The sequence below is a fragment of the Shewanella sp. A22 genome, assembly GCF_053850585.1.
The window spans coordinates 1-20,447 of the sequence record NZ_JBSQBN010000081.1 but is presented as its reverse complement, the minus strand read 5'-3'; the positions used below and the strand labels follow the sequence as shown (position 1 = coordinate 20,447).

Here is a 20,447-nt window from a genome sequence, read left to right as displayed (position 1 = left end):
TCAAGGCACATTGATGTAGAAATGGTTGTTGCCTTTTAAATCGATGTAACACAGAAGTGGAATACCTGAGAGACTCCATTCTGGCGGGTTTCAAAGTCCTTTATGCTTCGTTAGATGCTTTCAAAATGCGACTGCATGGTCTATTTTTTCCATAAAAAATAAGACATTCCCACCCTCCATGGCGGTCAGATTCTGGAGGTAGAGTAACGCAGGAGCTTGTTACCGAGGATCACTATTCGCTTCAATCATCTGCCTTGCCTACAGCACTTTGAACTCCCGCTGAAAGATCACATATTTAATAGGATTGGTATAAATAGGTGTCACTCAAATCTGATAGCATAGAAATGGCCTTCGTTACCTTGCTATTTGTCTTATTTTTAAGCCGAAATTTGTGTCATTTTGCTCATTTTTACGGGCTACGCAGAGACAAATGTTGAATCTGATTGGTATTACCCCCCTAATCAGGTACAATTTGCCACCTTAATTTTCATCATATTTAGTAGTAGTCATTGCAGCATAATGAAACACATTAGAAACTTCTCGATTATTGCCCATATCGACCATGGTAAATCAACTTTATCCGATCGCCTGATCCAGGTATGTGGCGGCTTAACTGACCGTGAAATGGCTGCACAGGTTTTAGATTCAATGGATCTAGAACGTGAGCGTGGCATTACGATTAAAGCCCAAAGCGTTACCCTCGATTACCATGCAAAAGATGGTAACACTTATCAACTCAATTTCATTGATACACCTGGCCACGTTGACTTCTCATATGAAGTTTCACGTTCTTTGGCTGCTTGTGAAGGTGCATTATTAGTGGTTGATGCTGGTCAAGGCGTAGAAGCTCAGACATTAGCAAACTGCTATACCGCACTAGAGATGAACTTAGATGTTGTTCCTGTTTTAAACAAAATTGACTTACCCCAGGCAGAACCTGAGCGTGTCGCTGCTGAAATTGAAGATATTGTTGGTATTGATGCTATCGATGCTGTGCGCTGTTCTGCCAAGACGGGTATTGGTGTTGATTTAGTATTAGAAGAAATTATTGCAAAAATTCCACCGCCAGTGGGTGATGAATCTGCGCCATTACAAGCGTTGATTATCGACTCATGGTTCGATGCTTATCTTGGTGTCGTGTCTTTGGTACGCATTAAAAATGGTGTGCTCAAAAAAGGTGAGAAATTTAAAGTGATGTCCACAGGGCAAAACTATAATGCTGACCGTGTTGGTATTTTTACGCCAAAAGAAAAAGATAAAGCGGAGCTTCGTGCTGGCGAAGTTGGCTATGTTATCTCTGGTATTAAAGAGATTCATGGCGCACCTGTAGGGGATACATTAACTCACGCTAAACATGGTGCCGAAAAACCTTTGCCAGGGTTTAAGCGTGTTAAACCTCAGGTTTATGCGGGTGTATTCCCAATTTCTACCGATGAGTATGAAAATTTTCGTGATGCATTGAATAAATTAAGTTTGAATGATGCGTCTCTATTTTTCGAACCGGAAACATCTTCTGCATTAGGTTTTGGTTTCCGTATTGGTTACCTTGGCTTACTCCACATGGAAATTGTCCAGGAACGTTTAGAGCGTGAATACAATCTGGATTTGATCACTACGGCACCCACAGTAGTGTACGAAGTTATCATGACAAATGGTGAAACCGTTTATGTTGATAATCCTTCGGATTTGCCCGCGCTAAATAATATTGAAGAAATTCGCGAACCGATTGTTGAAGCAAACATATTAGTGCCAAAAGAATACCTAGGTAATGTCATTACCTTGTGTATTGAAAAGCGTGGCTCACAAACCAATATGGTATATCACGGTAATCAAGTCGCGGTGACTTATCACTTACCTATGGCTGAGGTGGTGATGGACTTCTTTGACCGTCTTAAGTCTACGAGTCGAGGTTATGCTTCACTTGAATATAACTTTATACGTTTCGAACCTGCTGACATGGTTAGATTAGACATTTTGATCAATGGCGATCGTGTTGATGCGTTAGCGATGATTATTCACCGCAGTAATATTCGTCACCGTGGCTTAGCTTTGGTTGAGAAAATGAAAGAGCTTATCCCTCGCCAAATGTTCGATATTGCGATTCAAGCTGCAGTAGGCAGTCAGATTATTGCGCGGTCAACGATCAAAGCGTTACGTAAAGATGTCACCGCTAAGTGTTATGGTGGCGACGTTTCGCGTAAGAAAAAGCTGCTTAATAAGCAGAAAGAAGGTAAGAAGCGCATGAAGCAAGTTGGTAACGTTGAAGTGCCACAAGAGGCATTCTTAGCGGTATTGAAGTTAAACGATTAATAATAATTAATCGTTTTTGTTTGCTAGTGCCTGTTGATCTTTGCTGGTTAAATTTTGTTCGAGATAAAAACGTTTTAATCGAGGCGAGTGGATTGCTGCCTAGTAATCTAAGCTAAATTCACTCAACAAAGAGTAAAACGTTTTTAGCCGAACCCTTCGGGCAGCGTTTGTTGGCCATTTTTACTGCGTTATCGGCTTTTTATGTAGAATAACTACACTACAAAGCCTCTGCCTTGTATAAATGACCAACAATTCGCGCAAAAACAACCTTGAAAGATCAACAGACACTAAACGCCGCGTACTGCGGCGTTATCGTTATTTTTACTATATATTTTGTAACACTCAACTGGGTGAATGTTTATTCGTTAATCACCATACTGGATTGAGTCGTTCTGAGCCTTTGCTCAAGCCATATGGATCCAACATACCCTGCAGGAGATAAATCAGTAATGGCAGCCTATTTTTCGCTCATTTTAGTGCTTGTAACCTTAGTCAGTGGACTTATTTGGTTAATTGATGTGGTCTTTTTTGCGCCGAAACGCCGTGAAAATTTATTAGTCGCACAAACTAATTCATCACAATTAAGTGAAGAAGCTATCGATAAAATAGTACGTGAGCCTGTGTTAGTGGAAACTGCGCATGCTATTTTCCCTGTAATTGCATTTGTGATGATTTTACGTTCATTTATTTATGAACCATTTCAAATTCCATCAGGTTCTATGATGCCAACGCTGTTGGTAGGCGACTTTATTCTGGTTGAGAAATTCAGTTACGGATTACGTGACCCAGTATGGCGCAGTAAGCTAGTTGAAACTGGTGAACCTGAGCGTGGTGATGTATTTGTGTTTAAATACCCTGAAAACCCTAAAATTGATTACATTAAGCGTGTTGTTGGTTTGCCCGGTGACAAAATATTTTATCGTAATAAACAGCTCATGATCCAAGAGGCATGTATTGCGGGTACTGATTGTGCTGGCCCTAAAGTAATACAACACACTGAAATTAATCGTGGTGAGTTTAGCCATAATGGTGTGCCATTAGTTCGTTTGAACGAACAGCTAGGTGACGTTAAACATGATATTTTGATAGATCCGTCACGCCCAGATTTTAGACAACATTTTTACCCTCAAGCGGGGCTTCCTGCAGGTGAATTTATTGTGCCAAAAGGTATGTACTTTGCTATGGGTGATAATCGCGACAATAGTACTGACAGTCGTTTTTGGGGCTTTGTACCGGAAGAAAACCTTGTAGGTAAAGCCGTTGCTATTTGGATTAGTTTTGAATTTGACCGTAAACCGAGTGACGTGTTGCCTACATGGATACCAACCGGAGTACGTTTTGATAGAGTAGGTGGAATACATTGATGGAACCCATTAAAAATTTGCCGCGTTTGTGTCGCACTTTAGGTTATGAGTTCAATAATATTGAATTATTAACCCAAGCATTAACACACCGTAGCGCAGCAAATAAACATAATGAGCGTTTAGAGTTTTTAGGCGATTCGATTTTGTCGATAGTCATATCTGATGCCTTGTATCATCAGTTTCCAAAGGCGACAGAAGGTGATTTGAGTCGTATGCGTGCTACGTTAGTTAAAGGTGATACGCTGACCTTAATCGCCAAAGAGTTCAAATTAGGTGACTATTTGTATCTCGGTCCTGGCGAGCTCAAAAGTGGTGGTTTTAGGCGCGAATCTATTTTAGCCGATGCAGTAGAGGCCATTATTGGTGCTGTTTACCTTGATGCCGACATCGAAGTTTGCCGTAAGCTATTATTAACATGGTATCAAAAGCGTTTAGCCGAGATAAAACCAGGTATTAATCAAAAAGACCCAAAAACAATTCTACAAGAACATTTACAAGGGTTTAAAAAGCCATTGCCTGATTACCAAGTGGTCTTGGTGGAAGGAGAGGCACATGACCAAACCTTCACCGTTGAATGTCGAATTTCGGAATTAGAGAAAGTTGTCACTGGTGTGGCAAGTTCAAGAAGAAAAGCTGAACAGCTTGCTGCTGCTCAGGTATTGGAGTTACTGAATAAATGACCAAAAAAACAGACTTGCCTGCAGGTGATAGCCAAGAACCTAGCTTAGATGAACTGCTGGCAAGGATGAATCAAGCAGCACCAACCGCAACAGCAAAATTCGATGTAACCTATTGCGGTATGGTTGCGATTGTCGGTCGCCCAAATGTGGGTAAATCGACACTTTTGAACAAGTTACTTGGTCAAAAGGTCAGCATTACTTCAAAAAAACCACAAACGACTCGTCATCGTATTATGGGGATCCATACTGACGGCCCACATCAAATTGTATTTATTGATACTCCAGGTTTACATATTGAAGAAAAACGTGCCATTAATCGTTTAATGAATCGTGCTGCGGCCAGTTCATTAGCCGATGTTGCCATGGTTGTTTTTGTTGTTGATGGGATGACCTGGACGGCCGACGATGAGATGGTATTACAAAAACTTCAACATCGTAATGATGATCGTAAAATTATCTTAGCGATAAATAAAGTCGACAACATTAAAGACAAAGAAAAATTGTTCCCTTATTTAAATGAATTGGCCCAAAAATTTGATTTTGATGAAATCTTGCCAATATCTGCCACTAAAGGGACCAACGTGCAACGTATTTTGGATATGGCACGTGAATCTTTACCTGAAGCCCCATTCTATTTTCCTGAAGACTATGTCACTGATCGCTCTCAACGTTTTATGGCATCAGAAATCGTTCGTGAGAAACTGATGCGTTTTCTGGGTGATGAACTTCCATATGATGCGACAGTTGAAATTGAACAATTTAAAATGATGGATAATGGCGTATATCAGATCAATGCATTAATTTTGGTTGAACGTGAAGGCCAAAAACGTATGGTCATTGGTAATAAAGGTGAACGTATACGTACTATCGCAACTCAATCTAGGCTCGATATGGAAACATTATTTGAGAACAAAGTCTTCCTTGAAGTGTGGGTAAAAGTTAAATCTGGTTGGGCTGATGATGAGCGCGCATTGAGAAGTCTAGGTTATGGCGAAGACTAAGTCTGCTGCAGTATTATTGATAGATTGTTTATAGGCATGGCCACTATGAAACGTGGCTATGTGCTTCATCATCGTCAATTTCGTGAATCGAGCGTGATTGTTAATTTATTGATTGAGGGTGTTGGGCGTGTTGATGCTATCACTCGAGTGGGGTCGGGTAAACGCTCAATTAAAAGTATTTTACAGCCTTTTCAACCACTCCTTATTCAATTTAGTGCCCAGTCTGAAGCCAAGAATTTAGGGCTGAAAAATATTACCCATATTGAATCTGCTGCACCGGCAATGCCCCTAAACGGCAATAGTCTTTATTCTGGTTTTTACCTTAATGAACTATTGGTTCGTTTGTTAACTACCGAACACCAAGCAGAAGGTTTGTTTTTAGACTATCACCGGGCGTTACTGGCATTAGCTAAACAGTTTTGTTCCAGTCATCTGCGTTATTTTGAAATGGCTTTATTACTTGAATTAGGTGCATTCCCGTCGCTTACCTATGATACCCAAGGTGAGTTACTTGATAAGCATTGTCAGTATCGATTTATAACTGAGAGTGGTTTCCTTCCTGTGGCAAACACTCAAGAGTCATGCTTTTCTCATGGGAAAGGCTGTTTATCGGGGGCAATGTTGCTAGCATTAGCCGCGCAAGATCTACAACCAGAGCAGTTCAATCAAGCCAAAGGCCTAATGCGTTATTTATTGACACCATTATTAGGTAATAAGCCATTATTAAGTCGACAGTTATTCAGTAATAAAGCGGATTAGCATATAATATTTTTTAAAACCAACACATGCGCCAAATACCCGTAAAAAGGTGTATAAATTGGTTGTCGTGTGCTTCATTGTGTTATTTATTACGTTAAGGAGCTCGACGTGAGCGGAATATTATTAGGCATTAACATCGATCATATTGCGACATTGCGTCAAGCTCGTGGAACTCATTACCCTGATCCTGTGCATGCTGCAGCCGTAGCAGAACATGCCGGTGCCGATGGCATTACTATACATCTGCGGGAAGACCGCCGTCATATACAAGACCGCGATGTATATTTATTAGCAAAAACCCTTAAGACTCGGATGAATTTTGAGTTTGCTGTGACAGAGGAAATGATTGCTATAGCGTGTGATATTAAACCTGCTTACGCGTGTTTAGTGCCTGAAAAGCGCGAAGAGTTAACAACAGAAGGCGGCTTGGATGTTGCGGGTCAGCTTGATAAGGTAAGCTCTGCTGTTACACGTTTGGCCGCGAAAGGCATTAAAGTGTCATTGTTTATCGATGCAGATAAAACACAAATTGATGCTGCAGTTGCTGCTGGTGCGCCATATATCGAAATCCACACAGGCTGCTATGCCGATGCCAGCACCGATGATGAGCAAGCCGAAGAGCTAGCGCGTATTATTGAGATGGCACAATATGCCCATAGTAAAGGCTTAGTGGTTAATGCTGGCCATGGTTTGCATTATCACAATGTTAAAGCGATAGCTGCAATACCAGAACTTTATGAATTGAATATTGGCCATGCAGTTATTGCACGGGCGGCTATTGATGGCTTAGATATCGCAGTGCGTGACATGAAAAAGCTTATGCTTGAAGGCCGTAGAGGCGAGTAATGGCTATTGTAGGTATTGGCACTGATATTGTTGAAATTGCCCGCATACGTGAGCAGCGAGAACGCCTAGGCGATAAACTTGCTAAAAGGGTATTGACTGAACCTGAGCTTTTAACTTATTTGCAGTCGAAGCAACCTGAGCGATTTTTAGCGAAACGTTTTGCTGCGAAAGAAGCCGCAGCCAAGGCATTGGGTACAGGTATTGGAAGAGGTGTGTCATTCCAACATATTCATATCGACAATGATGATAATGGCGCTCCACGGGTTCGCTTTACTGACGGTGCGCTGACAAGACTTAAATTATTAACGGGCCATCATGGTTTTATCAGCATTGCTGACGAAAAACATTATGCTGTGGCTACGGTTGTGCTTGAAAGTTAAGCAACGTTACTTTAGCTATTTGATTAAAGGCGCATTAGCGCCTTTTTTTGTGGGCTTTTAAAGTTGACTTAAATAGCGTAAATTAACAAGATAACAACAACTAAAGAGACTCACAATGAAATCTGCAGTAGAACAACTTTCAACCTATAAAAGTGTACATTTAAACCCGAAAAATATTAAAACGCATTTTGTCGGTGTGCCTATGATTATTTGGTCGGCATTTTTGATGTTGGGGACGCTTCGCTTCGCATGGCAGGATTATCAAGTCAGTGTAGCGATGATATTAACGGTGGTGGTACTGGGTTACTATATGGCACTTCATATGCGTCTAGCCCTTGGGTTGTTTCTGTTCATTTTGCCTGTGCTATACACTACCGAACTGGTTGTGCACACCTCCCATCCTTTTATTGTTGCCATTAGTATTTTTGTTATCGGTTGGGTTATTCAATTTATTGGCCATAAATATGAAAAGGCTAAACCTGCTTTTATTGATGATCTTAATCAGCTTTTAATTGGCCCATTCTTTTTGATGGCAGAATTGTATTTTATGTTGGGGTTGGAAAAAGATTTAGAGTCTGAAATAACCCCTATCGCACGTGATAAACGCCGTGCGCTAGAGACCAAACGCCGTGCGTCGTAATTGACTTATTTATGGCAATCAAAAAAGGCGCTTTAGCGCCTTTTTTGATTAATCTATTCGCTTTCATCAATTAATTCTAAGTTTTCGGGTAATACTCTGACAGTTTTTATCATATTGTCAGCAACCTCGATGACTTCTATTTGATAATCAGCAATACGTAAGCTCGTGCTTGCTGCAGGAATGTCCTCTAGAAATTCAATGATTAACCCGTTTAATGTTTTTGGTCCATCGATAGGGAGGTTCCATTTCATTTCTTTGTTGAGATCACGAATGTTTATCGTTGCATCAATTAAGAAGCTGCCATCTTGTTGAACATCAATATCCTCACTGGCTGTTGTTATCATCGAAGTTGTAAAATCACCGACAATTTCTTCTAAAATATCTTCTAATGTGACTAAGCCCTGAATATCGCCATATTCATCTACAACGAGTCCAATTCGTTCTTTATTTTGTTGGAAGTTAGTCAGCTGAACGTTTAATGGCGTGCCTTCTGGGATAAAGTACAACTCTTTTACTGCACGCAATAATGATGACTTGCTGAATTGCTCCTTAGATTGTAAGCGTAATGCATCACGTAGATGAATAAACCCAACGGCATCATCAATGTTGTCGCGATAGACTAACACCCTAGTGTGAGGGCTTTGAATGACTTGTTTGTTAATTAATTTAAAATCATCATTGACGTTAATTGCGTATATATCTGAGCGCGAAATCATAATATCTTCAACAGTGACTTTTTCTAAATCTAAAATCGACAGCAACATTTCTTGGTGACGCTGCGGTATTAGCGCTCCAGCTTCATGTACAACAGTGCGAAGCTCTTCTTGGCTGAGTGCATCATTTGTTTTGACCGTTTTTATTCCCATCAAACGTAAAAACATCGAGGTAATCAAGTTAATTGCTTTTACTAAGGGTGATAACAGTACTAATAGCCAGCCTAATAAAATACTCGATGGGAACGCAATGCGCTCAGGATGCAGGGCTGCGAAGGTTTTTGGTGTGACTTCAGCAAACACTAGCACCACAATGGTTAGCACGCCCGTAGCAATAGCAACACCCATATCACCAAATAAACGCATACCGATAATGGTCGCAATTGCCGATGCTAAAATGTTCACTAAATTATTACCGATGAGAATAAGCCCAATTAATCTGTCTGGGCGATCTAACATTTTTAAGGCTCTTTGGGCGCCTTTGTGGTCATTGGCAGCAAGGTGTCTTAAACGGTATCGGTTGAGGCTCATCATCGCGGTTTCTGAACCAGAGAAGTACGCAGAAATAACGATTAAAACCAAAAGAAAGATAAGGAGTGCGCTGGTAGATATAGCGTCCAAAAAAGGGGCCCCATAAAGTGGTGTGATATTGGCCATAAGGCCAAATGGTCATTAATTTAACGGCCATTATTTATTATTGGCCGTTAGTGTCAAGTTATCTTGCTTATTTTTAAAGAGAAATAATAAGTTTTTGGGCTAATAAATTGTCTAAACTAGTTTAATATCAGTTCTTTAACAATTCGTGCGCCAAAATAAGCCAGTGAGAGCAAGCCTGCGCCAGATAAGCTATAAATCACAGCAGTACGAATCCGACAACCAACCGTATACTGCTGCCATAGCATGACGGCATACACAACCCAAGCGATTATCGATAAGATGGCTTTGTGTCCTTTGCCGTCGGCAAACATATCTTCTAAGAAAACAAACCCAGTCACCAGTGACAAACTCAATAAAATGAATCCGATAATGATGAGATGATAAAGTTGTTTTTCCACCGTCATTAAAGGCGGCATTGCAGGACTCATCATCATCTGTTTTTTCTTAAGTTTATTTTGGATGAACGACAGTTGAAGGGCATACATGGCGGCTATCATTAAGGCACTATAGGCCATAAGAGATAACACTACATGGGCCAGAAGTTCCGGATGAACTTCAAAGTGAGTAATGTATTGCGGCGGGAGTAGCCATAAAAGTGCCACAGACAAAATTGAACAGGCATATACCACTGGCACAACAATGATGACTTTTAATCGAGGCATGGTAACGGTAAAGGCTAATGCAATAATCCAATTAACTAATGAAATCACGTTAGTTAAACTGAAATTTTGTCCGTCCGCAGTAAAGATAGCCGTTGAAAGTGCCAATCCGTGCAAAATAACTGCAAGACTTGAAGCCACCATAACGGCTTTGCGATTAGGACCATCAACATGGAAAAGTCGGCTGGTGACTAAAACCAACGCTATACAATAAAAAAGCATGGCTGCCGCTGAAAAAATAACCATTGAGAATCAACCTGTCATAGTAGTTTATGCTGAAAAACTGCGCCGTGAATGCTGAACAATACTATCAAAGCATAAAATTTTCATTATTTGTCTTAGATTAACATGAACACGACCCAATATGGCAGTGACCTAAGACCCAAAATTTAACAGTTTCCTGCCGTTAGCGACAATTAATTTACCTAAAGTGGATGAGTGTTTGAGTTCTTAGTGTTGCAAGTATCGTAATTTAGAGCGGCTTGGGTATAATAGGCTCAATTATCGATATGCTTAAAAGAGCCATTCAATGTTTGAAAATTTATCCGACAGACTGTCACGCACACTAAAAAACATTAGTGGCCGTGGTCGTTTAACCGAAGACAACATTAAAGAAACCTTGCGTGAAGTGCGTATGGCGCTACTTGAGGCGGATGTCGCTTTACCTGTTGTCAGAGAATTTGTTAACAGCGTAAAAGAACGCGCTGTAGGTAAAGAGGTGTCAAAAAGCTTAAGCCCAGGGCAAGCTTTTATTAAAATTGTTCAAAGTGAGCTTGAAAAAGCGATGGGGGAGGCAAATGAAGCTCTCGACTTAGCAGCAATACCTCCAGCTGTGATTATGATGGCGGGTCTTCAAGGCGCGGGTAAAACCACATCGGTAGCAAAGTTAGGTAAGTTTCTACGCACACGCCATAAAAAATCTGTTCTTGTTGTGAGCGCAGACGTTTATCGTCCTGCAGCGATTAAGCAGCTTGAGACACTGGCAACAGAAGTCGAGGTTGAATTTTTTCCATCAGACGTCAGCCAAAAGCCTGTTGATATTGCAAAAGCTGCAATAAGCTATGCAAAATTAAAATTCATTGATGTGGTGATTGTCGATACCGCTGGTCGCTTGCACGTTGATGAAGCCATGATGGACGAAATTAAGCAGCTACATGCGACCGTCACCCCTGTAGAAACGTTATTCGTTGTTGATGCAATGACAGGTCAAGATGCGGCCAATACGGCAAAAGCATTTAATGAAGCATTGCCTTTAACGGGTGTTATCTTAACGAAAGTTGACGGTGATGCTCGCGGTGGTGCGGCGTTGTCTATTCGTAGCATCACTGGTAAGCCAATTAAATTTTTAGGTGTGGGTGAAAAAACCGACGCATTAGAACCGTTTCATCCAGACCGAATTGCGTCGCGCATTTTAGGCATGGGTGATGTGTTGTCATTAATTGAAGAAGTTGAACGTGGCGTCGACAAAGACAAAGCGATGAAGCTGGCTTCAAAAGTAAAATCAGGTGGCAGTTTCGATCTAGAGGATTTTCGTGAGCAATTACAGCAAATGAAAAACATGGGCGGGATGATGAACATGATTGAGAAACTTCCTGGTGTTGGGCAATTACCACCAGAAGCATTAGCTCAAGTTCAAGACGGCAAAATGACCGGTCAGATGGAAGCGATTATTAATTCGATGACATCAAAAGAACGAAAAAACCCAGATTTAATTAAAGGATCTCGTAAGCGTCGAATTGCGGTTGGTTCAGGGACCCAAATTCAAGATGTTAACCGTGTATTAAAGCAGTTCACTCAAATGCAGAAAATGATGAAAAAGATGTCTGCAAAAGGTGGAATGAAGAAAATGATGCGTGGAATGAGCGGAATGATGCCCCCAGGAATGAAGTTTCCTGGTAGATAACAACCACACCTTTTAAGTACTAAATTAGTTAATATTACATTCAATCAGTCGGTTAGGTTATATAGCTGCTTTTATTGCAACAAAGTCGGTGAGTTATAAATCATCGGTTTGGGTTGCAATAGTTCAAAAGTCAGGTAAAATCTTCCGGCTTTCTTTCTGGGACTCTTCGCGAACACGGAGTTCCAGTTTTTATTTTTGCTTCTAGCAAATCATTAGAGGAATAAAACGCATGGTTACCATTCGTTTAGCTCGTGGCGGCGCAAAAAAGCGTCCATTTTACAATATCGTTGTTGCTGATAGCCGCAATGCTCGTGACGGTCGTTTCATCGAACGTGTTGGTTTTTTCAATCCATTGGCTCGTGGCCAAGAAGAAACTTTACGTTTAGATCTTGATCGTGTTGAGCATTGGGTTGCTACTGGCGCTGCAACATCTGAGCGTGTTGCAAAACTGATCAAAGACGCGCGTAAAGCTATTGCTTAATTGCGTAAAAGGTATAGATAGATGAGTAGTAACCAAGAACCAGTTGTACTGGGTAAGTTTGGCTCCAGTCATGGTATTAAAGGTTGGCTAAAAATCACTTCCTATACCGATTCTGTTGAAGGTATTTTCGATTATTCGCCTTGGCTTATAAAAGAACAAGGCGTTTGGCGTGAAGTTAAGGTCACTCAGTGGCGTTTTCAGGGTAAAGCTGTTGTGGCTGAGCTTGAAGGTGTCACTACCAGAGAAGATGCGCAAATGCTCACAAATTGTGAAATTGCCATTAAGTCTGAGCAAATGAAAGAATTGGATGATAGTGAATTCTATCATCGTGATCTTATCGGCTGCGAAGTGACCAATATAAACGGCTATAACATGGGTATTGTCGATCAGATCGTGGCAACAGGATCGAACGACGTATTACTGATTAAAGCTAATGCCAAAGATGCTTTCGGCAAAGCGGAACGTATGATCCCCTTTGTCCCCGAGCAGTTCATCAAACAGGTGGATTTGCAAGGGAAACAGATTTTAGTGGATTGGGATCCTGACTTCTAAGTCGAGGTACAACATATGTGGTTAGGGGTAATCACCCTGTTTCCAGAGATGTTTCGTGCTGTTACAGACTTTGGGGTGACGGGTCGAGCCGTTAAAAACGGCCTGCTTGAGTTGCAAACGTGGAACCCTCGGGATTTCACCCATGATAGACATAATACTGTGGACGACCGACCTTATGGTGGTGGACCCGGTATGTTGATGATGGTGCAACCTTTGCGTGATGCTATCCATGCAGCAAAAGCGGCTGCAGGTGATAGGGCAAAAGTGATTTATCTGTCTCCTCAGGGACGTAAGCTGGATCAGCAAGGTGTAACTGAGTTAGCTAAATCGCATAGTTTGATTTTAGTGTGTGGTCGATACGAAGGTGTTGATGAACGCATTATTCAAACAGAAATTGATGAAGAATGGTCTATCGGTGATTACGTGCTTTCGGGTGGCGAATTACCGGCGATGACATTAATCGATTCAGTGGCTCGTTTAGTACCTGGTGTACTAGGTAAGCAAGCTTCAGCAGAGCAAGATTCTTTCTCTGATGGATTACTGGATTGCCCTCATTATACTCGCCCTGAACAATTGGATGGTCTTGACGTACCAGCAGTGCTGCTAAGCGGTGACCACGAAAAAATTAGACTCTGGCGTTTACAGCAAAGTATCGGAAGAACTTTTTTGAGACGACCAGAATTATTTGAAAATCTAGCTCTGACTGACGAACAAACGACTTTATTAGCGCAGTTCGTGAATGAAACGGACAAGTCCGCATAGTCAATGCTCAGTTATTACTAGGATGGAGTAATTATGAACAACATCATTAAAATGCTCAACGATGAGCAAATGAAAACAGATGTGCCTGAATTTGGTGCTGGTGATACAGTAGTCGTTCAAGTACGTGTTAAAGAAGGTGAAAAAGAGCGTCTTCAGGCTTTTGAAGGTGTGGTAATCGCTAAGCGTAACCGTGGTCTGCATTCTGCATTCACAGTACGCAAAATCTCTAATGGTGAAGGTGTTGAGCGTGCTTTCCAGACGCATAGCCCATTAATTGCTAGCATCGAAGTTAAGCGTCGCGGTCGTGTACGTCGTGCTAAACTGTACTATTTACGTGAGCGTTCAGGTAAGTCTGCACGTATCCGTGAAAAATTGGCAACTAAATAATAGTTACCGATACAGAATAAAGATGCAGTGTTCGCACAACAACCCGCCGAAAGGCGGGTTTTTGTTTGTGGGGCTTTTTAAAATTGTGGGTCTTTTAATACCAATCTCATTAAATATCTGGTCAGTTCAGAGTCTCTCAGGTTTTTCAATTCAAGGCACATTGATGTAGAAATGGTTGTTCCCTTTTAAATAGATGTAACACAGAAGTAGAATACCTGAGAGACTCCATTCTGGCGGGTTTCAAAGTCCTTTATGCTTCGTTAGATGCTTTCAAAATACGACGGCATGGTCTATTTTTTTCCATAAAAAATAAGACATTGCCACCATCCATGGCGGTCAGATGCTGGAGGTAGAGTAACGCAGGAGCTTGTTACCGAGGATCACTATTCGCTTCAATCATCTGCCTTGCCTACAGCACTTTGAACTCCCGCTGAAAGATCACATATTTAATAGGACTGGTATAATAACAACGAGTAAAAGGTTAACACTGCACAAGTGTAAAGTGTGGTGGAGTTGTTCTAGTGTCCCAAATATCATTGGTTAAGTGATATTTAATCTTTTGTGTAAATAAGTCTTGCCCTCAGGGCCTGCTACAGGCATAGTTAACCTTAAGGTGTAATGGTGTAGCATTACAGGTGTACACTTTAAACCATCAAATACAAAAAATCTATCAGTGACCTAGGTCTGTCGTCCAAAGAGAGTGATAAGTATGCAACAAGATACCATTAATAATGTGCACATCAGTTCAGAACAAGTGCTAGTGACTCCTGCAGAGTTAAAACTGGAACTTCCATTATCAACCCATGCTTATCAATATATTCTAAATGCCCGTAAGCAAGTATCTGATATTGTCCATAAACGTGATAATCGTGTACTTATTGTGACGGGGCCATGCTCTATACATGATATTGATGCCGCTAAAGATTACGCTCTAAAGTTGAAAAAATTACACGATGAACTGAGTGGTGACTTTTATATTTTGATGCGAGTGTATTTTGAGAAACCGCGCACAACTGTTGGTTGGAAAGGGTTGATCAATGATCCCGATATGGATGAATCATTTGATGTTGAAAAAGGGTTACGAATGGCTCGTGAGCTAATGATTTGGTTGGCGGAGCTAGAGTTACCTATTGCCACAGAAGCGCTCGATCCAATCAGTCCACAATATTTATCTGAGTTAGTTACTTGGTCGGCTATTGGTGCAAGAACCACTGAATCACAAACTCATCGTGAAATGGCTTCAGGTCTTTCTATGCCTGTTGGTTTCAAAAATGGCACTGATGGTAAGCTAGATGTAGCAATTAATGCACTCAAATCGGCCGCCAGTAGTCATCGTTTTATGGGGATAAACCAAGAAGGCCAAGTTGCGCTATTGCAAACTGCTGGTAATCCAGATGGACACATAATTTTACGTGGTGGTTTAACGCCAAATTATGACACGGCTAGTGTGGCTGAAAGCGAAACGCAGATTCATAAGGCGAAACTCAGTGCTCGTTTAGTGGTTGATTGCAGTCACGGAAACTCATCAAAAGACCATCAGCGTCAAAAACAGGTCTGTGAAGATGTATTTAACCAGATTGAAGCAGGTAATAAATCTATTATTGGTGTTATGCTTGAAAGTAACCTCAATGAAGGTAATCAACGTTCAGATAAACCGTTAACAGAGCTTAAATATGGTGTATCTGTTACTGATGCATGCATTGATTGGGAAACCACTGAAACCCTTTTAAGACAAGGCGCTAACCAGTTGTCTGCAGTATTACCGACTCGGTTCGATATATTACAGGTTGCCAACGGTTAATGAATAAACACATGAACGAAAAGACTACTGCCGATCTAGAAAATCTACGTGATTTAATTGATGGCGTTGATCAGCAATTGTTACATTTACTTCGAAAACGTCTTGATTTAGTGGCTCAGGTTGGTGCTGTTAAGCATTCAGCCGGTGTGCCCATTTACGCGCCTCAGCGTGAAGCTTCTATGCTCGCCAAGCGTCGAGCTGAAGCGCAGAACATGAATATTTCACCTCAGTTAATTGAAGATATATTGCGACGTTTAATGCGTGAGTCTTATCTTAATGAAAAGGATGTCGGTTTTAAGCAAGTTAAAAAAGATCTAGGCCATGTCGTGGTTGTGGGTGGTTTAGGTAAACTTGGACAATTATTTACTCAAATGCTTACATTGTCGGGTTATCAAGTAAAAAGCATTGATAAGAATGATTGGCAAGATGCTGGTGCAATTTTTGCTGGTGCAGGTTTAGTGATTGTGACGGTTCCGATTAATGTTACGTGCGATGTTATTCGCGATAAGCTAACTCAGTTGCCTGAACATTGTATTTTAGCTGATTTAACCTCAATAAAAGAAAAGCCGCTTGCTGCAATGCTTGAAGCTCATTCGGGGCCTGTGGTGGGATTACACCCTATGTTTGGGCCAGATGTAGGTAGTCTTGCTAAACAGGTTGTTGTTGTATGTCATGGGCGTCAACCTGAAACTTACCTGTGGCTGTTGCAACAAATTGAAATTTGGGGGGCTCGTATCGTCGAGGCCGAAGCTGAACGCCATGATAAGGCAATGCAATTAGTGCAGGCTATGCGCCACTTTTCAACGTTTGTTTACGGGTTAAATTTATGCAAAGAAGAAGCCGACATCGATAATTTGTTGCAGTTCAGTTCGCCTATTTACCGCTTAGAATTGGCGATGGTTGGTCGACTGTTTGCCCAAGATCCTGAACTCTACGCTGATATTATTTTTGCTCAGCAAGGCAGCCAGCATGCTATTAGTGACTATCTTGATAATTACCGAGAGGCTTTGGCTATGCTAAAATCGGGTAATCGACAAGAATTTGTTACGCAATTTCAACGTGTCGCTAAATGGTTCGGTGATTTTGCTCCTCAGTTCCAACATGAGAGTAGGGCGATGTTGCAATCGGTCAATGATATGAAGGCAGGTTAATCATTTTTAATCGATCAATTATTGCCAAATAGTGATGTAAGGCTTATGTTTATCTAAAGTGATGGGTTGATTTGCTAGGATTATCAGCCTTTCTATAGATTGTTGAAACTTGCCTTTGGAGGAAAACCATGTCGATGACTCCATCGAATATGCTACCTGTGCAACAGGTTGAAGATAATTCCCTTGGGCATTTTCTTTACGGTTTAATGAGTGCTTTTCCGTTATTTTTTGTGCCGGTACTCTTGGGGTTGTGGTTGAATTTAATTCAAAAAAATGTCAACCCTAGCTCAGTGCTTGGAAGCCATCTACGTTGGCAACGCATGAGTATTATTGGCTTATGTCCATTTTTTATTGCCGGATATTGGATAAGTCCATTGTGGCTTAGTCTGCCAATGTACCTTGCTGGAGTAACGTGGTTTAGTTACCGTATTTTTAAAGGTTGGGTAAGTTTAAATGACGGTCTAGCAGTGTAATACTTCCATTGCAGATGATCCGAATCGATTGTTGTGGTTTTCATTGATGTTATAAAAATGCCGAGAATTATCTCGGCTTTTTTATGTGTCTAATACCCATTAAATATCTGGTCAGTTCAGAGTCTCTCAGGTTTTTCAATGCAAGGCACATTGATGTAGAAATGGTTGTTGCCTTTTAAATCGATGTAACACAGAAGTGGAATACCTGAGAGACTCCATTCTGGCGGGGTTCAAAGTCCTTTATGCTTCGTTAGATGCTTTCAAAATACGACTGCATGGTCTATTTTTTCCATAAAAAATAAGACATTCCCACCATCCATGGCGGTCAGATACTGGAGGTAGAGTAACGCAGGAGCTTGTTACCGAGGATCACTATTCGCTTCAATCATCTGCCTTGCCTACAGCTCTTTGAACTCCCGCTGAAAGATCACATATTTAATAGGATTGGTATTAATCTTAGCGTGTTTGATATAGGTCATGAATAATTTTTGCTTGCGATAGATCATCTTGATGCAGCAAGATAACTCCATCTGCATGTAGTTGCTTAACGGCATTAGCAAGGGAGGGGACATGTTCGGCGTTGATACTAAAACTGGTGTTCACAATCACAGGTAAATGACTACGTGATTTAACTTCAACGAGTCCTGCCAAGTCCAGACTAAGCTGCTCTGGATGAGTAAAACTGCGGACCCCTGATTCACATAATCCTAACTGTTGATTACCGTGGCTAAGAACCGTATCAGCAGCTTGTAACCAATCATCTACACTGGCCATCGTATTGCGTTCTAATATAACCGGTAAGTTAACAGAACCAATTAATGTCAGCATTTCAGGGTTATACATTTGTTTACCACTTAAAATGAGTATATCTGCTAATAGGCTAGCAAGAGAAAATTCTTGTTCCTGATCTATTTGCATCACACATAATAAACCTGCTTGTTCAATAACTTGTGCATGCTGTTTTAATTGTTGCTCACTAAGCTGGCTTCTTAAATCATTGAGAACAATGGCTTGAACCCCTGACTCCTTGATGTGCTTGGCTTGGGTGGCTAATTCAGTATTATCGATAGGTAAATTGATTTGTACAAACGCACTAAATTGGCCAGCTCCTATGTGCAAATGCTGACAAACTAATTGAGTATCTTGTGATTTATAGTCGCGTGAATGTTTCGCTTGGTTGCTTGGCAACGGCTGAGAGGGTTCTTGTTTGGAACTATCTGGCTCAATCAACAGTTGTGCTTGAGATAATTGTGTCGGCTTAACGGTTTCACATGGATAACAACCCAGAACTTTTATAAATCGAGTTAAACGTTCTAGTTCTTTGATAGCTTGTTGCACTTCTATTGTTGCTATATTTCCATCTATGTCTAAGTAAAACATCTCTTCCCAAGGTGTACCAGGTATAGGGCGAGATTCTAGTTTGCTCATATTTAAATTATGGGCTTTTAAAACTAATAAAGCTTCAACCAAGGCACCAGGTTTTTGACCTGTAGCCATTATTAAGGTGGTTTTTGCCGGTAATTGTGATGGAACGGCCGAGGCCTTTCTCGCAACAACAATAAAGCGGCTTTGATTAATTTTTTGGTTTGCTAATCCTTGCTCCAACGCAACGAGATGATATAAGTCACCGCCTTCTGCACTTCCTATTGCTGCAACTGTGTTGTTATTTGCATCAATGACTTTTGTCATGGCTTCTGCACTACTCGAACAATATTCGAGCTTAATGTCTGGATACTGGCTTAAATAGCGGCTGCATTGGCTGATTGGTTGTGGATGAGCATATATCGTCTTGATATCCGTTAGCTTGCTGCCGGGCTTTGTGAGCAAGCAATGGCTCACTTCAATGGTGGTTTCACCAACGATCGACAGCGTTGTATGCTGTAAAACGTCATACACCTCATTGATAGAGCCAGAAGAGGTATTTTCTATCGGTAAAAAACCATAATCAGCATGACCAGATTCAACAGCATTGACGATATCATCAAAGCTTTGACACCCGAAATCGAGCATTTCTACTTGGCGGCGCGAACAGTAACGGCTAGCAGCAAGATATGAATAAGAGCCTCGAGCACCTAAATAAGCCACCGTGTATTGTTGCTTTTGTGTGTCAGGGTTTGCTCTACCATGTAAGTATGTTTGCTGAAATAGAACCGAGTCTTCAATAATGCCCTGATATAGAGAGATAACAAAGTGAGCATCTAGCCCTTGTTCGCGGCCTTGTTGCACAAGTCGTTCAAGTAGTTCCTTTTCTCGTTGCGTATCCCGTATGGGTCTAACATCAATTTCTTTACTACGTGCAACATTTAAGCTCAATTGGCGACGCTTAGATAATAACGCTAATAAGGATTTATCCAGTGCGGTTATTTGTTCGCGAGTTTGACTTAATGCGGGTGGTTTTTGCATATTAACCTCAATGTAACGCTACATACTGTCATATTGATATACAACAGTGTTTGTAAGACAAAAAAGCCTCCCAGTTGGGAGGCTTTAGAATTTTCATTTTTGTTTTTACACAGAAAATCCGCCTCCAAGGGTGGGCTGAATAAAAAAGAAAATAAAAAGGCTGAATATTTTTTTGTTCATGGATTAAAACTAAAGCGCCAGCAGACAGCTGTCAATGTAATTTTACTCATAATACCAATCCTGATTAGAATATGATCTATTTTAGGCTGCGTCACTAGGCCCAGTACAATGAAAATGACTGTAGGTGTACTCTTTACATCAAAGTCATTTGAAGCAGTAATACCAATCCCATTAAATATCTGGTCAGTTCAGAGTCTCTCAGGTTTTTCAATTCAAGACACATTGATGTAGAAATGGTTGTTGCCTTTTAAATCGATGTAACACAGAAGTGGAATACCTGAGAGACTCCATTCTGGCGGGTTTCAAAGTCCTTTATGCTTCGTTAGATGCTTTCAAAATACGACG

At 41.0% G+C, this 20,447-nt stretch carries 19 protein-coding genes and 1 other annotated feature; of the genes, 16 read left to right on the top strand and 3 right to left on the bottom strand.

Going from position 1 to position 20,447, the window contains the following annotated elements; all coding sequences use genetic code 11:
* Nucleotides 1-519: 519 nt before the first annotated feature.
* The 8 genes from lepA to ACWXWT_RS14165 all read left to right on the top strand — a co-directional run bounded on the left by lepA (nucleotide 520) and on the right by ACWXWT_RS14165 (nucleotide 7,980).
* A complete protein-coding gene (lepA, locus tag ACWXWT_RS14200; RefSeq protein WP_456042232.1) occupies nucleotides 520-2,310 on the top strand; it encodes a translation elongation factor 4 in 1,791 nt (596 codons plus the stop codon).
* Nucleotides 2,311-2,759: 449 nt separating this feature from the next.
* Complete coding sequence (gene lepB, locus ACWXWT_RS14195) at nucleotides 2,760-3,674, top strand: signal peptidase I (protein WP_456042231.1); 915 nt, start codon at nucleotides 2,760-2,762, stop codon at nucleotides 3,672-3,674.
* Nucleotides 3,674-4,354 (top strand): ribonuclease III, encoded by a 681-nt coding sequence (gene rnc, locus ACWXWT_RS14190; protein WP_456042230.1) that lies wholly within the window; start codon nucleotides 3,674-3,676, stop codon nucleotides 4,352-4,354. The genes lepB and rnc overlap by 1 nt, the downstream gene beginning before the upstream one ends.
* A complete protein-coding gene (gene era / locus ACWXWT_RS14185; RefSeq protein ID WP_456042229.1) occupies nucleotides 4,351-5,355 on the top strand; it encodes a GTPase Era in 1,005 nt (334 codons plus the stop codon). Before rnc ends, era begins: the two co-directional genes overlap by 4 nt.
* Before the next feature lie 45 nt (nucleotides 5,356-5,400).
* Nucleotides 5,401-6,114, top strand: coding sequence for a DNA repair protein RecO (gene recO / locus ACWXWT_RS14180; protein ID WP_456042228.1), 714 nt, complete (start codon nucleotides 5,401-5,403; stop codon nucleotides 6,112-6,114).
* A gap of 108 nt (nucleotides 6,115-6,222) precedes the next feature.
* Complete coding sequence (pdxJ, locus tag ACWXWT_RS14175) at nucleotides 6,223-6,960, top strand: pyridoxine 5'-phosphate synthase (protein ID WP_456042227.1); 738 nt, start codon at nucleotides 6,223-6,225, stop codon at nucleotides 6,958-6,960.
* On the top strand, nucleotides 6,960-7,340 hold the full coding sequence (gene acpS, locus ACWXWT_RS14170; protein ID WP_456042226.1) for a holo-ACP synthase: 381 nt from the start codon (nucleotides 6,960-6,962) through the stop codon (nucleotides 7,338-7,340). Before pdxJ ends, acpS begins: the two co-directional genes overlap by 1 nt.
* Nucleotides 7,341-7,455: 115 nt before the next feature.
* Nucleotides 7,456-7,980, top strand: coding sequence for an Mpo1 family 2-hydroxy fatty acid dioxygenase (locus ACWXWT_RS14165; RefSeq protein ID WP_456042225.1), 525 nt, complete (start codon nucleotides 7,456-7,458; stop codon nucleotides 7,978-7,980).
* 53 nt (nucleotides 7,981-8,033) lie between these two features.
* Here the strand turns inward: ACWXWT_RS14165 and ACWXWT_RS14160 are convergent, their stop codons facing one another.
* Together ACWXWT_RS14160 and ACWXWT_RS14155 are read right to left on the bottom strand one after the other, a co-directional pair.
* Entirely contained in the window at nucleotides 8,034-9,314 is a 1,281-nt protein-coding gene (locus tag ACWXWT_RS14160) for an HlyC/CorC family transporter (protein ID WP_456042224.1), read from the bottom strand.
* A 152-nt stretch (nucleotides 9,315-9,466) separates the two neighbouring features.
* Nucleotides 9,467-10,255, bottom strand: coding sequence for a cytochrome C assembly family protein (locus ACWXWT_RS14155; protein WP_456042223.1), 789 nt, complete (start codon nucleotides 10,253-10,255; stop codon nucleotides 9,467-9,469).
* A gap of 283 nt (nucleotides 10,256-10,538) precedes the next feature.
* Between ACWXWT_RS14155 and ffh the strand changes: the two genes are divergently transcribed.
* The 8 genes from ffh (at nucleotide 10,539) to ACWXWT_RS14115 (ending at nucleotide 17,519) form a co-directional block, all read left to right on the top strand.
* Complete coding sequence (gene ffh / locus ACWXWT_RS14150) at nucleotides 10,539-11,912, top strand: signal recognition particle protein (protein ID WP_456042222.1); 1,374 nt, start codon at nucleotides 10,539-10,541, stop codon at nucleotides 11,910-11,912.
* A 229-nt stretch (nucleotides 11,913-12,141) separates the two neighbouring features.
* The gene (rpsP, locus tag ACWXWT_RS14145) at nucleotides 12,142-12,393 is read left to right on the top strand and encodes a 30S ribosomal protein S16 (protein WP_456042221.1); all 252 of its coding nucleotides are present in this window, start codon (nucleotides 12,142-12,144) and stop codon (nucleotides 12,391-12,393) included.
* A 21-nt stretch (nucleotides 12,394-12,414) separates the two neighbouring features.
* Complete coding sequence (gene rimM, locus ACWXWT_RS14140) at nucleotides 12,415-12,945, top strand: ribosome maturation factor RimM (RefSeq protein WP_456042220.1); 531 nt, start codon at nucleotides 12,415-12,417, stop codon at nucleotides 12,943-12,945.
* A 15-nt stretch (nucleotides 12,946-12,960) separates the two neighbouring features.
* Nucleotides 12,961-13,707 (top strand): tRNA (guanosine(37)-N1)-methyltransferase TrmD, encoded by a 747-nt coding sequence (gene trmD, locus ACWXWT_RS14135; protein WP_456042219.1) that lies wholly within the window; start codon nucleotides 12,961-12,963, stop codon nucleotides 13,705-13,707.
* Nucleotides 13,708-13,740: 33 nt separating this feature from the next.
* Nucleotides 13,741-14,094, top strand: coding sequence for a 50S ribosomal protein L19 (rplS, locus tag ACWXWT_RS14130; RefSeq protein WP_188916770.1), 354 nt, complete (start codon nucleotides 13,741-13,743; stop codon nucleotides 14,092-14,094).
* A 709-nt stretch (nucleotides 14,095-14,803) separates the two neighbouring features.
* Nucleotides 14,804-15,895: a 3-deoxy-7-phosphoheptulonate synthase gene (locus ACWXWT_RS14125; RefSeq protein WP_456042218.1), complete on the top strand. Its 1,092-nt coding sequence runs from the start codon at nucleotides 14,804-14,806 to the stop codon at nucleotides 15,893-15,895.
* Between the two features lie 11 nt (nucleotides 15,896-15,906).
* Nucleotides 15,907-17,046 carry a bifunctional chorismate mutase/prephenate dehydrogenase gene (tyrA, locus tag ACWXWT_RS14120; RefSeq protein WP_456042217.1) on the top strand — a complete coding sequence of 380 codons (1,140 nt, stop codon included), beginning with the start codon at nucleotides 15,907-15,909 and terminating at the stop codon, nucleotides 17,044-17,046.
* 128 nt (nucleotides 17,047-17,174) lie between these two features.
* Nucleotides 17,175-17,519: a hypothetical protein gene (locus tag ACWXWT_RS14115; RefSeq protein WP_456042216.1), complete on the top strand. Its 345-nt coding sequence runs from the start codon at nucleotides 17,175-17,177 to the stop codon at nucleotides 17,517-17,519.
* 456 nt (nucleotides 17,520-17,975) lie between these two features.
* Here ACWXWT_RS14115 and ACWXWT_RS14110 read toward each other — a convergent pair whose 3' ends face one another.
* Complete coding sequence (locus ACWXWT_RS14110; protein WP_456042215.1) at nucleotides 17,976-19,922, bottom strand: chorismate mutase; 1,947 nt, start codon at nucleotides 19,920-19,922, stop codon at nucleotides 17,976-17,978.
* Between the two features lie 56 nt (nucleotides 19,923-19,978).
* Nucleotides 19,979-20,100: a sequence feature (Phe leader region), on the bottom strand.
* Nucleotides 20,101-20,447 lie beyond the last annotated feature (347 nt).

Bases quoted from the DNA above. Each gene is read 5' to 3' on its own strand.
- lepA (WP_456042232.1), top strand. From the start codon at position 520: ATGAAACACATTAGAAACTTCTCGATTATTGCCCATATCGACCATGGT.
- lepB (WP_456042231.1), top strand. From the start codon at position 2,760: ATGGCAGCCTATTTTTCGCTCATTTTAGTGCTTGTAACCTTAGTCAGT.
- rnc (WP_456042230.1), top strand. From the start codon at position 3,674: ATGGAACCCATTAAAAATTTGCCGCGTTTGTGTCGCACTTTAGGTTAT.
- era (WP_456042229.1), top strand. From the start codon at position 4,351: ATGACCAAAAAAACAGACTTGCCTGCAGGTGATAGCCAAGAACCTAGC.
- recO (WP_456042228.1), top strand. From the start codon at position 5,401: ATGAAACGTGGCTATGTGCTTCATCATCGTCAATTTCGTGAATCGAGC.
- acpS (WP_456042226.1), top strand. From the start codon at position 6,960: ATGGCTATTGTAGGTATTGGCACTGATATTGTTGAAATTGCCCGCATA.
- ACWXWT_RS14165 (WP_456042225.1), top strand. From the start codon at position 7,456: ATGAAATCTGCAGTAGAACAACTTTCAACCTATAAAAGTGTACATTTA.
- ACWXWT_RS14155 (WP_456042223.1), bottom strand. From the start codon at position 10,255: ATGGTTATTTTTTCAGCGGCAGCCATGCTTTTTTATTGTATAGCGTTG.
- ffh (WP_456042222.1), top strand. From the start codon at position 10,539: ATGTTTGAAAATTTATCCGACAGACTGTCACGCACACTAAAAAACATT.
- rpsP (WP_456042221.1), top strand. From the start codon at position 12,142: ATGGTTACCATTCGTTTAGCTCGTGGCGGCGCAAAAAAGCGTCCATTT.
- rimM (WP_456042220.1), top strand. From the start codon at position 12,415: ATGAGTAGTAACCAAGAACCAGTTGTACTGGGTAAGTTTGGCTCCAGT.
- trmD (WP_456042219.1), top strand. From the start codon at position 12,961: ATGTGGTTAGGGGTAATCACCCTGTTTCCAGAGATGTTTCGTGCTGTT.
- rplS (WP_188916770.1), top strand. From the start codon at position 13,741: ATGAACAACATCATTAAAATGCTCAACGATGAGCAAATGAAAACAGAT.
- ACWXWT_RS14125 (WP_456042218.1), top strand. From the start codon at position 14,804: ATGCAACAAGATACCATTAATAATGTGCACATCAGTTCAGAACAAGTG.
- tyrA (WP_456042217.1), top strand. From the start codon at position 15,907: ATGAACGAAAAGACTACTGCCGATCTAGAAAATCTACGTGATTTAATT.
- ACWXWT_RS14115 (WP_456042216.1), top strand. From the start codon at position 17,175: ATGTCGATGACTCCATCGAATATGCTACCTGTGCAACAGGTTGAAGAT.
- ACWXWT_RS14110 (WP_456042215.1), bottom strand. From the start codon at position 19,922: ATGCAAAAACCACCCGCATTAAGTCAAACTCGCGAACAAATAACCGCA.